General features: G+C 71.8%; 9 protein-coding genes. 5 read left to right on the forward strand and 4 right to left on the reverse strand.

Going from position 1 to position 13,718, the window contains the following annotated elements; genetic code table 11:
* Positions 1 to 1,336, reverse strand: a 1,336-nt coding sequence (locus E3T37_RS02345) for a DEAD/DEAH box helicase (RefSeq protein ID WP_134365246.1), incomplete at its 3' end; no start/stop codon positions are given.
* Positions 1,337 to 1,539: 203 nt separating this feature from the next.
* Between E3T37_RS02345 and E3T37_RS02350 the strand changes: the two genes are divergently transcribed.
* Positions 1,540 to 2,253 (forward strand): ferritin-like fold-containing protein, encoded by a 714-nt coding sequence (locus tag E3T37_RS02350; protein ID WP_134365247.1) that lies wholly within the window; start codon positions 1,540 to 1,542, stop codon positions 2,251 to 2,253.
* Between the two features lie 119 nt (positions 2,254 to 2,372).
* Here E3T37_RS02350 and E3T37_RS02355 read toward each other — a convergent pair whose 3' ends face one another.
* Both E3T37_RS02355 and E3T37_RS02360 read right to left on the reverse strand, forming a co-directional pair.
* The gene (locus E3T37_RS02355; RefSeq protein WP_134365248.1) at positions 2,373 to 2,681 is read right to left on the reverse strand and encodes a hypothetical protein; all 309 of its coding nucleotides are present in this window, start codon (positions 2,679 to 2,681) and stop codon (positions 2,373 to 2,375) included.
* A gap of 7 nt (positions 2,682 to 2,688) precedes the next feature.
* On the reverse strand, positions 2,689 to 2,913 hold the full coding sequence (locus tag E3T37_RS02360) for a DUF3107 domain-containing protein (RefSeq protein ID WP_134365249.1): 225 nt from the start codon (positions 2,911 to 2,913) through the stop codon (positions 2,689 to 2,691).
* A gap of 98 nt (positions 2,914 to 3,011) precedes the next feature.
* Between E3T37_RS02360 and E3T37_RS02365 the strand changes: the two genes are divergently transcribed.
* Together E3T37_RS02365 and E3T37_RS02370 are read left to right on the forward strand one after the other, a co-directional pair.
* Positions 3,012 to 6,353, forward strand: a complete 3,342-nt coding sequence (locus E3T37_RS02365; RefSeq protein WP_134365250.1) for an ATP-dependent DNA helicase — start codon at positions 3,012 to 3,014, stop codon at positions 6,351 to 6,353.
* Entirely contained in the window at positions 6,350 to 9,733 is a 3,384-nt protein-coding gene (locus E3T37_RS02370) for an ATP-dependent DNA helicase (RefSeq protein ID WP_134365251.1), read from the forward strand. The genes E3T37_RS02365 and E3T37_RS02370 overlap by 4 nt, the downstream gene beginning before the upstream one ends.
* On the opposite strand, the gene E3T37_RS02375 is transcribed toward E3T37_RS02370, so the two are convergent.
* A complete protein-coding gene (locus tag E3T37_RS02375) occupies positions 9,625 to 10,896 on the reverse strand; it encodes a phosphotransferase (RefSeq protein WP_134365252.1) in 1,272 nt (423 codons plus the stop codon). The genes E3T37_RS02370 and E3T37_RS02375 overlap by 109 nt on opposite strands.
* Positions 10,897 to 10,987: 91 nt before the next feature.
* On the opposite strand from E3T37_RS02375, the gene nudC reads away from it, so the two are divergent.
* Together nudC and E3T37_RS02385 are read left to right on the forward strand one after the other, a co-directional pair.
* Positions 10,988 to 11,959 carry an NAD(+) diphosphatase gene (nudC, locus tag E3T37_RS02380; protein WP_134365253.1) on the forward strand — a complete coding sequence of 324 codons (972 nt, stop codon included), beginning with the start codon at positions 10,988 to 10,990 and terminating at the stop codon, positions 11,957 to 11,959.
* Positions 11,950 to 13,665 carry an ATP-dependent helicase gene (locus tag E3T37_RS02385; protein ID WP_134365254.1) on the forward strand — a complete coding sequence of 572 codons (1,716 nt, stop codon included), beginning with the start codon at positions 11,950 to 11,952 and terminating at the stop codon, positions 13,663 to 13,665. Before nudC ends, E3T37_RS02385 begins: the two co-directional genes overlap by 10 nt.
* Positions 13,666 to 13,718 lie beyond the last annotated feature (53 nt).

The raw sequence follows: 13,718 nt of genomic DNA on the forward strand, positions 1-13,718 counted from the left end.
CGGCACCGGAGCGTCCCGCAGCGGAGCGTCCCGAGTCGGAGCGTCCCGCGTCGGAGCGTGCGGCACCGGATCGTCCGGCGCCGCCGGTGCGTCCGCCGGCCGAGCGGCCGGCGTCGGAGCGGCCCGCGCTGGCCGCGGTTTCGCGGATCGGCGAGGCGCGCAGGCGTCCCTTCGACCCGGCGGGGATGTTCAGGTCGGTGTAGAGGTGCGGTGAGGAGGAGTACGTCTCCATCGGAACCGGCGTGCCGAAGTCGAGCGCGTTGTTGATCAGCGTCCACTTGTGCATGTCGTCCCAGTCGACGAACGTGACGGCGATGCCGGTCTTGCCGGCGCGGCCCGTGCGGCCCACGCGGTGCAGGTACGCCTTCTCGTCTTCCGGGATGGTGTGGTTGATCACGTGGGTGACGTCGTCGACGTCGATGCCGCGGGCGGCGACATCCGTGGCGATCAGGATGTCTTTCTTGCCCGCCTTGAACGAGGCCATGGCGCGCTCGCGCTGTTCCTGGTTCAGGTCGCCGTGCACGGCGGTGGCGTTGAAGCCGCGGTCGCCGAGTTCTTCGACGAGCTTGGCGGCGGCCCGCTTGGTGCGGGTGAAGATGACGGTCTTGCCGCGGCCGTCGGCCATCAGGATGCGGCCGATCACCTCGTCCTTGTCCATGTTGTGCGCACGGTAGACGAGGTGCTCGATGTTGGCCTGCATCAGGCCCTCGTCGGGGTCGCTGGCACGGATGTGAATGGGCCGGTTCATGAACCGGCGCGCCAGGGCGACGATCGGGCCCGGCATGGTCGCCGAGAACAGCATCGTGTGGCGGGTGGAGGGCGTCTGCGAGAACAGCTTCTCGATGTCGGCGAGGAAGCCGAGGTCGAGCATCTTGTCGGCCTCGTCGAGCACCATCTCGGTCACGTTGGCGAGGCTGAGCAGGCGCTGGCTGGCCAGGTCGAGCAGCCGGCCGGGGGTGCCGACGACGATCTGCGCGCCGGCCTTGAGGGCTTCGATCTGGCCCTCGTAGGCCTTGCCGCCGTAAATCGAGACGACCTTGGTGTTGCGGTTGCCGGAGGCCATTTCGAGGTCTTCGGAGACCTGCACGCAGAGCTCGCGGGTGGGGACGACGACGAGCACCTGCACGCCCGGTGCCGGGTCGAGTCCGAGGCGCTGGATGATCGGGAGGCCGAAGCCGAGGGTCTTGCCGGTGCCGGTCTTGGCCTGGCCGATGATGTCCTGGCCGGAGAGGGCGAGGGGGATGGTCTGCACCTGGATCGGGAAGGGCTCGATGATGCCTTTATCAGCGAGAGCCTGGACCATGTCCTGGTCGATATTGAGTTCGGAGAAAGTCACGAATTATTGCCTTGTCATTAGCTGGAAGCGGGATGCGCCCGTCTTTTGCTTCGGGCACCTGGCCACCGATCCCTGCCGATGGCGTGGTCCAACCATATCGGGCGGCCCTGTGAACTGGCTTATACCGCACCACGGCGAGTCGAATGGCCCGACCCGAGCGCGCCAGCGGTGATCGGCGCGGGGCACTGTCCTAAGCTGAGCGTGTGATCTCGTGGATTGATCGGCGCACGAAGCGCGTGGAGGCTCCCCGGCCGTCGAGGCGGGCGGAACGTCAGTCGACCAGGAAAGTGGACATCGCCGGCTTCACGCCCGAGCTGCTGCCCTACCTCGGTCAGGCGGCCTACTTCGAGCTGGGGATGTTCGAGAACCTCTCCCGCGCGATCGCGATCGCCCCCGACCTCGCTGCGAAGGAGGCGCTGAGCGCCGCCGCCGGACGGGCCCTGTCCAAGCACCAGGGACTGGTCGCCGAGATCCGTCGCCGCGGCGGGGAGCCCTCCGAGGTGATGGCCCCCTTCACGGCCGGACTCGACCTGTTCCGCTCCGAGACGGCCGGCGCCGACTGGCACGAGCTGCTGCTGACCTGCTACCTCGCCGGAGGCCTGCTCGACGACTTCTTCATCCGGCTGTCCGCCGGGCTGCCCGGCGACGTGGGGCCGCGGGTGGCGCACCTGCTCGGCCAGGACGCCGGCACGGACGTGCTCGTCACCCACCTCAAGGCGGCCATCACTGCCAACCCGGCGCTCGGCTCGCACCTGGCGCTCTGGGGTCGACGACTGGTCGGCGACACACTCCTGGTCGCCCGCTCGGCGCTGCCGACCCCGGGGCAGACCCCGGACGAGGACCGGATCGAACCGGTGTACACCGAACTCATCGCCGCGCACACGCGCCGGATGGACGGCCTCGGCCTGACCGCCTGAGGCAGCGCCCGATCGTCTGACCGCGTGACGACCGGAGCAGCCGCCTGACGACGGACCAGCTCGGGCGGACCAGCTCGGGCGGACCAGCTCGGGCGGACCAGCACGGACGGACCAGCCGGTCAGGCGTGGTGCGGCTGGCCGGACCTCATCAGGGTGTGCAGCATCCGTTCGTCGCCGCGGGTGCGCGAACGCGTCACGACCAGGTCGGCGCCGACGGATGCCAGTGCGGCCACCCCGAGGGTGACCCACCAGATCCAGCCCTGGTCCCAGGCCAGGCCGAGCCAGGTCAGGGCGACCCAGACGACGGCCGCGACCATCGTGCCGATGGCCGGCACCAGCACCGAGCCGTGCGTGTGGCGCCCGGGCAGCGCATAGCGCGCCGCGAGCCCCAGCACCGCGCCGCCGAGGGCGATGAAGAGGAGTTCCATGGACCGGTTAGGCGACGAAGCCGACGCGGCGGGACTCCTCGGAGCCCAGCTCCACATACGCGAGACCGATGGTGGGAACGATGTAGACGCGTCCCTTGCTGTCGGAGAGCTTCAGGTACCCGGTCTGACCGGCGAGGGCGGCCGCAACCGTTTCCTCGATCTCGTTCGCGGGCTGTGAGGTCTCGAAGCCAATCTCACGGGGAGAGTTGAAGATGCCAATGCGGATATCCACCAGATGCGCCTTTCGTTGCCTAAGCGCCCAGATTACGACAGAACCGCGCGGCTGCCCGACATCGTTCACTGTCGGCGCAACCCGCTAGCTTTGAAAACGTGACAACCCAGGCAATCCCGCTCCCGGCCGACGTCGATTCCCGCGTTCTCGACGACTCCCAGCGCGCCGTGCTGCGACTCGTCGCGGGCGGGAATCCGAGCGACGGCGCGACCGCGGGTGTCGGCGTCAGCCCTGCGGTGAGCGCCGCCGTGGTCGGCGCCCCCGGCACCGGCAAGACCACCACCCTGGTCGAGCTGGTGGCCGACTGCGTGCTGCGCCAGGGGTACTCGCCCAGCGAGATTCTCGTGCTGGTGCCCACGCGCATGGGCGCCACGGCCCTGCGCGACCGTCTCGCCCTGCGGCTCGGCGTGCCGACCAACGGCCCGCTCGCGCGCACCGCCAACTCCGTCGCCTTCCAGATCGTGCGGGACGCCGTCACCCGGGCGGGCGGCCCGCCCCCCACCCTGCTGACCGGCGGGGAACAGGACCAGATCATCGCCGAACTGCTGGAGGGCCACCGGATCGAGGGCACCGGTCCCGAGTGGCCGGCCACCCTCAGCGCCGACGTCCGGGGCCTCCGCGGTTTCCGCACGCAGCTGCGCGACCTGATGATGCGCGCCGTCGAGTACGGCGTCACCCCGGGTGGCCTGGCGGACCTCGGCCGGCGCACGCAGCGCCCGGAATGGGTGGCCGCCGCCGAGTTCATCCGCGGCTATGAAGAGGTGAAAGACCAGACCAGGCCCGGACAGTACGACTCAACCGAGCTGGCCCAGTTCGCGGCGGCCGTGGTGGCCGGGGCCCCGGCCGGGACGTGCGTGCTCGGCACCCTCGGCGGCCTCCGCCTGATCGTGCTCGACGACGCGCAGGAGCTCACCCAGGCAAATCTGACACTCCTGGCCCAGTTCCGGGCCCGCGGCGTCGGCATCGTCGCGTTCGGCGACCCCGACATCAGCACCGGGTCCTTCCACGGCGCGCACCCGGATGCCCTCGGTCGCCTCGGCGCCTACCTCGGCGCCCCGGCGCTGCCGACCCTGGTGCTCGGCACGGTGTACCGGCACGACGGCGTCATCCGTGGCGTGGTCCGGGAGATCACGCATCGCATCGGCGCCGCCTCGGCCGGCACGCAGCGGTTCGCCCCGAGCGCCGAGCCCACCGCCGAGCCCGGCGCCGATCGCGCCGATCGCGCCGAGCCCGCGCAGCCCGGCCGGGTGCAGACCATGCTGGCCGGCAGCCCCGCCGACCAGCTCGCCCTGATCGCCCGCCGGCTGCGGGAACNCATGCTGGCCGGCAGCCCCGCCGACCAGCTCGCCCTGATCGCCCGCCGGCTGCGGGAACGGCACGTGATCGACGGCGTGCCGTGGGGCGAGATGGCGGTCATCGTGCGCAGCGGGTCGCTGGTGCCGTCCCTGTCCCGGGGGCTCGCCGCCCTGGAGGTGCCCACCCAGGTGTCCTCGGCGCAGACCGCGCTCCGCGACGAGTTCGCGGTCAAGGCCTTCATCCTCGCCCTCGACCTCACCCTGGGCCGCCGGAGCCTGAACGCGGAGACCGCGGTCGAACTGCTCCGCGGCCCGCTCGGCGGCCTCGACCCGATCACCCTCCGGCGCCTCCGCGCCGCCCTGCGCCAGCAGGATCTCGGCGCCGACGCTACCGACGCTACCGACGCCGCCCCCGCCGCCTACCGCAGCGCAGACGAGCTCCTGGTGCAGGCGCTCACCACCCCGAGCCTGCTGGCCGGCATCGACAATCGCACGGCCCGCCGGGCCGCGAGCTGCGGGGAGAGCCTGCGCACCGCCGCCGTGGAGCACGCGGCCGGGGCGACCATCGAAGAACTCCTCTGGGGGCTGTGGCAGCGCAGCGGCCTGGCCCGGGAATGGAAGGAACAGGCGGCCGGCACCGGAATCGTCGCCGACGAGGCCAACCACAACCTCGACGCCGTGGTCGCCCTCTTCTCCGCCGCGCAGCGCTACGTGGAGCGCACCCCGGCCGCCCCGCCGGTTCTCTTCGTCGGGCACCTCGTCGACACCGACGTGCCCGAAGACACTCTGGCCCCTCGCGCCCTCGGCGACGCGGTCGTCATCTCCACCCCGAGCGGGATGATCGGCCGCGACTTCGACCTGGTCGTGCTCGCCGGGGTGCAGGAGAACGTCTGGCCCGACCTGCGTATCCGTGGGTCCCTGCTCGGCGCCGGCGACCTGGCCGCGCTCGCCTCAGGGCAGGACCCGCAGGAGGCGGGGGAGCGCACCGCCGTGCTGCACGACGAACTGCGGATGTTCGCCCAGGCGGCCAGCCGCGCCCGCACCGAACTGCTGGTGAGCGCGATCGACAACGAGGAGAACCAGCCGTCGGTCTTCCTGCGGCTGCTGCCCGATCCGGTCGTCGACGACAGCCTCGACCCGGCCGACATCAGCCGGTACCCTCTGTCCCTGCGCGGGCTCGTGGGCCGGCTCCGCCGCGACCTCACCCGGGCCGGCGCCTCGGTGCGTCACGACGACGACACCGCCAGGCGGGCAACGGATGCCGCGGCCACCCTCGCCCGGCTCGCCCGCGAAAACGTGCCCGGCGCCGCCCCCGGCCAGTGGTACGGCATGACCCCGCCGAGCACACTGCGCCCCCTGAACGACCCGGATGCCGGCGACCAGCCGGTGCGCGTCTCGCCGTCGCGGATGGCCGCGTTCGAGACCTGCCCGCTGCACTGGGTGATCGGGCAGGTCGGTGGCGGCACCTCCAACACGGCCGCGAACCTCGGCACGATCATCCACAAGGTGATGGAGGACTCCACCGACCGGAGCCCGGAGTCGTTGTGGCAGGGGGTCGAGGCGCGTTGGGGCGAACTGCAGTTCGACGCCGAGTGGCAGTCCCGGGTGCAGAAGGTCGAGGCCCGGGCCCTCACCGACCGGCTGGCCTCCTACCTGCTCGACTTCGAGCGCGGCGGCGGCAGCCTGCTCAGCGCGGAGGGTACCTTCCAGCTCGACGTCGGCGGAGCCGTGCTCTCCGGCACGGTCGACCGGGTCGAACGGCTCGGCGACGGGCGCGCCGTGATCGTCGACCTGAAGACCGGCCGCGGCGACCCCACCAGCGATGCCGGGGTGGTCGACCACCCGCAGCTCGGCGCCTACCAGCTTGCCTTCAACGAGGGTGCCATCGACGGCATCCCGGAGGGCACGGACCTCGCAGGGGCCCGCCTCCTGATCGTGTCCAGCGGCACCGTCAAACAGAACTACCGCAACCCCACCCAGCCCACGTTCAGCCCCGATGAGCTCGCGGCCTTCCGCGCCCGGGTCGGCGCGGACGCCGTCGGCATGGGCGCCGCCACCTTCGTCGCCGAAATCAGTTCCCACTGCCTCGACCCGCGCTCGCACGGGTCCTGCCGAATCCACGTCATCAAGCAGGTCAGCGCATGAACCAGTCCCTCATCCCGGCGCCCAACTCCGCCGTCCAGATCTCCGCCCTTCGCATCGCCGAGGCGCTCGAGATGTTCCCGCCCACCCGCGAGCAGCAGGCGGTGATCGAGGCGCCCCTGGCGCCGACCCTCGTGGTCGCCGGGGCCGGGAGCGGCAAGACTGAGACCATGGCCAACCGGGTGCTCTGGCTGCTCGCCAACGGCCACGCGAGGCCCGACCAGATCCTCGGACTCACCTTCACCCGCAAGGCCGCCGGCGAGCTGAACGACCGCATCCGCACCCGCATCGGCCAGCTCGACGCGAAAGGCCTGCTGCCCGCGCCGCCCCGGCCCGCCGCCGACCAGGTCACGATCGACTCCTCCGACCTGTTCAACGCGCCCACCGTCTCCACCTACAACTCGTTCGCCAGCCGCCTGTTCACCGACAACGCCCTGCTCCTCGGCCGCGAGCCCGAATCGGTGCTGCTGAGCGAGACCAGCGCCTGGCTCCTCGCCCGGCGGGTCGTGATCGAGCACGGCGACAACCGGCTCGTCCCGTTCGGCAAGAAGCTCGACCTGGTGACGGATGCCGTGCTCTCCTTCAGCCGTTCCCTCGCCGAGAACCCCCCGCGGTTCGTCTCCGGCGAGGCGACCGCCCCGCACGACCTGGCCGGGCTGGCGCACGGTTTTGCCTACCTGCGGGACCTGCCCTACGGCAACCCGCGCAAGAAGATCCCGTACTCCTCGGTCGTGGAGTCCCTCGCGGCAGTGGAACCCCTGCCGGTCCTGTTCGAGCTGGCCGAACGGTACAGCAGCGAGAAACGACGCCTGGGGCTGATCGAGTTCTCCGACCAGGTCGCCCTGGCCCTGCAGGTCTGCCAGAAGGTCGAGCAGGTCGTCACCCGCTACCGCGACCAGTACCGGGTGGTGCTGCTCGACGAATACCAGGACACCTCCGTGCTGCAGACAGAACTGCTGCACACCCTCTTCAGCCGGCACCCGGTGATGGCCGTGGGCGACCCGCACCAGTCCATCTACGGCTGGCGCGGGGCCAGCTCCGCCAACCTGCTCGGCTTCTCGCAGAGCTTCGCGGGCCTCTCCAACCGGGAGGCGCCGTCGATGAGTCTCTCCTATACCTGGCGCAACCCGGTCGCCGTGCTCGACGTCGCCAACGCCCTGGTGTCCCCGCTGAGCGACGCACTGCGCGCCCGGCCCGACGGCATCCAGGTGGACACGCTCAAGGTGCCGGCCGGCAAAGAATCCGGCCGGGTCGAGGCTTCGATGCGGGAGACCATGGCCGACGAGGCCCGCGCGGTGGCGGACTGGTTCGCGACGCGCCTGCCGCCGGGCAGCGAGCGGTCCGGCGCGATGCTGTTCCGGGCCCGCCGGGACATGGAATACTTCGCCGAGGTGCTGCGCGAGAGGGGCGTCCGGGCCCACGTGCTCGGCCTCGGCGGGCTGCTGTCCACCCCCGAGGTCACCGACGTCGTGTGCGTGCTGCGGGTCGTGCACGACCCCTCCGCCGGCAGCGAGCTGGTGCGGCTGCTCGGCAGCGGCCGCTACCGGGTGGGCCCGCGCGACCTGCAGCACCTCGCCGCCGTGGCCCGCTGGCTGGCCGCGCACGACTGGGCGCAGCAGGCCGTGACCCAGGACCTCAAAGACAAGATGCGGGCATCCGTCGCCGTCGACGAGGGCGCTTCCCTCGTCGACGCCCTCGATTTCGTCGCCTCGGCGCCGGAGACGCACGGGCAACTGCAGGGCTTCAGCGACCAGGGCCGCTCCCGGGTGCGCGCGGCCGGACGCCAGCTGGCCTGGCTCCGAGCGCGGGCCGGCCTGCCGCTGCTCGACTTCGTGCGGCTGATCGAACAGGAACTCCTGCTCGACGTCGAACTGGTCGCCAACGAGTCGAACGGCCTCGGCCTGGCCAACCTATACGCCTTCCACGACACCGTCTCCGCGTTCCTGGCCAGCGACGAGCAGGGCAGCCTCTCCGCTTTCCTGCGCTGGCTGGACCGGGCGGCCCTCGCGGACGACATGGGCCCGCGGCTCGAGATGAGCGAGCACGGCACCGTGCAGCTGCTCACCATCCACGGGGCCAAAGGGCTCGAATGGGACTACGTCGCCATCCCCAACCTGACCGAGAAGAGCCTGCCGGCCCAGACCAGGGAGGGCTCCGGCTGGCTGCGCTTCGGCGAACTGCCCTACCCGTTCCGGGGCGACCGGGCCGAACTGCCGGAGCTGGCCTGGCGCGAGCACGAGACCCAGCTGTCGTACGAGACCGAGTTCCTCGCCTACAAGGAGCAGCTCGCGGCCCGCCACGACGACGAGGAGCGTCGCCTGATCTACGTGGCCACGACCAGGGCCCAGCGCGAGCTCCTCCTGACCGGCTCGTTCTGGGGCGGCGGCACCACCGTGCGGAAGCCCAGCCGGTACCTGGCGGAACTGGCCGAGGCCGGCCTGATCGACCCGCTGCCGGAGGGCAGTGTCGACGACGAGTTGCCCGGCGCCGACCAGGACAGCGCCGAACTCTGGCCGTTCGACCCCCTCGGCGCCCGGCGGGCGCTGGTCGAGGCCGCCGCGGCCCGGGTCAACGGGGAGGCGGACTCCGACGGCTCCGACCGGGAGACCCGCTGGACCCACGCGGTCACCCTCCTGCTCGAGGAGCGTGCGCTGCGGCTCGCCGGCGCGGCCTGGGCCCCGCCGCCGACCCGCATCCCGGCCTCCCGGTTCAAGGACTACCTCGACGACCCCGACGGGGTGGCCGCCCGGCTGCGGCGGCCGATGCCGGAACGGCCCTACCGGGCCACCCGGCTCGGCACCCTCTTCCACTCCTGGGTGGAGCAGCGCGCCGGCGGGGCGTCCGGCGGCGACCTGATCGACGCGGGCGAGAACGAACTGGACCTGGGCGACCTCGACCCGGACGCGTTCGACCTGGACCTCGACCAGAACCAGCCCCTGGAGCAGGCGCAGCTCGAGCGGCTGCAGCGCACCTTCGAGCAGTCACCGTGGGCTGCTCTGGCGCCCGAGGACGTCGAGATCGAGATCCACCACGTGCTGGCCGGGCAGGTCTTCGTCTGCAAGCTGGACGCGGTCTACCGCACGGAGACCGGGTACCAGGTCGTGGACTGGAAGACCGGCCGGGCGCCGAAGAATGCGGCGGACCTCGAGCTCAAGCAGACGCAACTGGCCCTCTACCGGCTCGCGTACGCGCGCTGGAAGGGCATCGACCCAGGTCTCGTGGACGCGGTGTTCTACTTCGTCGCGGACGACACGATCGTCGCGCCCGCCCGGCTCTACTCGGAGGAGGACCTGGTGCGGGCCTGGTCGTCGGTCCGGCCGGCCGTGTCGCTGGCGGAGCCCGCCACGATGTCGATGGGGCCGGTGACCGCGTCGGCTCCATGACCGGCGGGCGCCGCCCCGGCGGACGAGGCCGCACCCGCACCGGTGCGGTCCCGGGTGGCTCCGTCGGCGTCGTCGTCATCGGCGAACTCGCTCGGCCCGAAGTCGGAGAGGTTGTAGGCATCCGTGTGCAGCGACGAGCTGAGGTCGCGCCGAGGGGTGTTCCGCGGTGTCGAGGCCAGCATGTTCTCGACGCCGGCGACGTCGAGGATAGGGCCGGTGTCGGGGGACAACGGATGCGAGGCGCTCCGGTGTACGTTGTCGACCAGCCCGTCGAGCATGGCGACGGCGTCGTCGACGATGCCCTGGTTGCGGGTGTCCGTGCCGTGCAGCAGCCAGCGGGCCAGCTCCAGTTCGGCGTAGAGCATCGCGCGCTGCGTGATCCGCGGATCGTTGCCCTGGCGGGCGGTCGCGTAGGAGGCGACGGCGGTTTCGCCGGCCGCCCCGCGGGAGGCGAGCAGCCAGTGCAGGTCGCGGGCCGGGTCGCCCACGCTGAGCGCCGACCAGCCGAGCACGCCGGAGACGGAGTCCTCGCTGATCAAGAACGAGTCGGCGGACAGCGAGCCGTGCACCACGCACGGAGCGAACTGCCACAGGGAATCGTCGTCCGTGGCCTGCTCCCACCGGCGGAGGAGGGCGGCGGGGAGGTAACCGGTGGCTGATGCGCGGTCGATCAGGTCGATGGCCCCGGTGCGGCAGTCCTGCGCGCTCTGCTGGGGGAGGCCGGCGGTGCCCACGAATGCGGTCGGCAGACCGTGGATCGCGGCGATGGCACGCCCGATCGACCCGGACACGCCGGCGTGGCCGGTCAGGGCATCCGCGTCGAACGAGTCGCCGTCCAGCAGCTCGTAGACGACGGCCCGGGTGCCGCTGAGCGGGGCCTGGCCCACGAACTCGGGCACGTCGAAGGGGAGGCGGCTGCGGGTGCCGACCGTGAGGGCGCGCAGGGCCACGAGGTCGGCGGACTGCTCCGTTTCGGCGGCCTGGGAGACCGGTACGCGGATGATCAGCGACCGTCCCTCGGTGTCGATCAGCAGGGCGGAATCGAAGGAGCCGTTGGCTCCGGGAGTGCGTGCGCTGGAGCCGTAGGACCGGGCCCGGACGACGTCCAGTCCGGGAACGGCGGCAGTGGCCAGCGCGGCTAGAGTGAGAGGGGATCTGACCATACCTTCTAGGTTAGGTCGACTTCCTCCCGGCGCGGTCGTTCGCCACGCCTCCACACAACTTCGGCAGAACTGCCCGAGCCCGGAGGGCACCATGTCGTTTGCTTTCACGTCCCGCTTGCCGCTGTCGCGCCAGGCGGTGGATCGCGACCACGAGGCCCGGGCCACGCCAGACCTGCTCGACCGGCTGTGGGCGGATGCCTCCACGCGCGTGCTCGCGCTCCACCGCGGTTCCGCGCTGATGAGCCCCACCGGCGGCCCGGCGCGGCTCCGGCTGCTGGCGCCCGACCGGGTGCCGAGCGCGGAGCTGCGGCTCTACCTCGGTCGGTCCCTGGCCCCGGAGGAGTCCGAACCGGTGGGCACCCGGCTCGTCGCGGCCGTCCTGTCCGACGACGCGGCCGCGGCGCTCGAACCGGACCCGGCGCGCTGGGCGTCGCTCCGCACCGTGGCCACGGCCCTGACCGACCGCGACGCCGGCCTGCTGACCGAGACCCTCGGGGTGGTCAACTGGCACGGCTCCCACTCCCACTGCCCGCGGTGCGGCACGGCCACCCTGCTCGAGACCGCCGGCTGGACCCGCCGCTGCCCGTCCTGCGGCGGCCAGGTCTTCCCGCGCACCGACCCGGCCGTGATCGTGCTGATCACCGACGCCGACGACCGCATCCTGCTCGGCTCCAACGCCCTGTGGGAGAACAACCGCTACTCCCTCCTGGCTGGTTTCGTCGAACCGGGCGAGTCGCTCGAAGCGGCCGTGATCCGGGAGATGTTCGAGGAATCGGGCCTGCGGGTGACCGACCCGGTCTACCTCGGCTCCCAGCCCTGGCCGTTCCCGGCCTCGATCATGTTCGGCTTCACCGCGAGCCTCGCCGACGGGCAGCCGGCCTCGGGCCTGCTCCCCGACGGCGAGGAGATCCTCGACCTGCGCTGGTTCAGCCGGGACGAGCTCCGAGCCGCCGGCGACAGCATCATCCTGCCCGGCCGGTCCTCGATCGCCCGCGCGATCATCGAGCATTGGATGGGCGAGCCGCTGGACTTCGGTCCGGACGAGGTGCACGGATGGCGCTGACCGCCGCCTCCCTCCTGGCCGGCCTCGACGAGCAGCAGCGGGTGGCCGCCGAGGCCCTGGTCGGCCCGGTGTGCATGCTCGCCGGCGCCGGCACCGGCAAGACCCGCGCCATCACCCACCGGATCGCCTACGGCGTGATGACCGGCGCCTACTCGCCCGGCCGGGTGATGGCGCTCACGTTCACGGCGCGCGCCGCCGCGGAACTGCGCGGCCGGCTGCGCCAGCTGGGCGCGGGCGGCGTCGCCGCGCGCACGTTCCACGCGGCCGCCCTGTCCCAGCTGAACTATTTCTGGCCGCACGTGGTCGGCGGCCAGGCTCCCCGCATCCTCGACGGCAAGGGCCGTCTGCTCGGCCACGCCGCCGAAACCCTGAAACTCAAGCTGGACACCGCCACCCTGCGCGACCTGGCCGCCGAGATCGAGTGGCGCAAGACCTCCGGCCTCAGCATCGAGGCCTACGGCGCCGGGATCGCCCGGCGGAGCCTGCCCGGGCGGCTGGACGTGGACCAGGTCCTGACCATGCAGGAGACCTACGAGCGGCTCAAGGACGAACGCAAGCAGATCGACTTCGAGGACGTGCTGCTGGCCATGGCGGGGATGATCGAGGCGGAGCCGTCCGTGGCCCTGCAGGTGCGCGAGCAGTACCGCTTCTTCGTCGTCGACGAGTACCAGGACGTGTCGCCGCTGCAGCACGACCTGCTCTCGCTCTGGCTGGGGGAGCGGCGCGATCTCTGCGTGGTGGGCGACGCCAGCCAGACGATCTACTCGTTCACCGGCGCCCGCAGCGACTACCTGCTCGACTTCCCGAAACGGTGGGAGGACGCGACCGTGGTGCGGCTGGAGCGCAACTACCGTTCCACCGCGTCGATCGTGTCCACCGCCAACCAGCTGATGCGCGGGCGGGCGGGGGCCCTGACGTTGCAGGCCAACGCCGCCGAGGCCGGCATCGAGCCGAGCGTGCGCGAGTACGCCAATGACATGGCCGAGGCGCGCGGCGTCGCGCAGAGCATCCTCGACCTGATCGAGGCCGGGACCAAGCCGGAGCAGATCGCCGTCCTGTTCCGGGTGAACGTGCAGGCGGCCTTTCTGGAGACCGCCCTCGGCGACGTCGGGGTGAGCTACCAGATCCGGGGCTCCAAGCGGTTCTTCGACCTCGCGGAGGTCAAGCAGGCGGTGATGCAGCTGCGGGCGGCATCCGTGTCGATCATTGGCGAGCCCCTGTTCAAATCCGTCAGCGATGTGCTGCGCTCCCTCGGCTGGAGCCAGAGCGCGCCGGAGGCCCCCGGGGCGGTGCGCGATCGCTGGGAGTCCCTCAACGCCATCATGGGCCTGGTCGATCAGGCGGCCCCGGGGACCACGTTCCGCCAGTTCACCGACGAGCTGATGGAGCGCCAGGCCGGCCAGCACGAGCCGACGGTGTCCGCGGTGACGCTGGCGACCATGCACTCCGCGAAGGGTCTCGAGTGGGAGGCGGTCTTCCTGATCGGGCTGTCGGAGGGTCTGGTGCCAATCAGCTACGCCGGCACCTTCGAGCAGATCGACGAGGAACGCCGCCTGCTCTATGTGGGCATCACCCGGGCCCGTCGCCGGCTCGCGCTGAGCTGGTCGGCGGCCGGACACCAGCAGCGCGCCCCGCGCGAGCGGTCCCGTTTCCTCGGCGAGATCGGCCTCCGCACCGCCCGTGCGGCCGGCGCCCGCGGCGCCTGACCTGCCTGCCCAGTCCGCCGCGCCTGACCTGGCCGTGTCCGCGGCGCCTGCCC

The organism is Cryobacterium sp. TMT2-10 (genome assembly GCF_004403075.1).
Classification (GTDB): domain Bacteria; phylum Actinomycetota; class Actinomycetes; order Actinomycetales; family Microbacteriaceae; genus Cryobacterium; species Cryobacterium shii.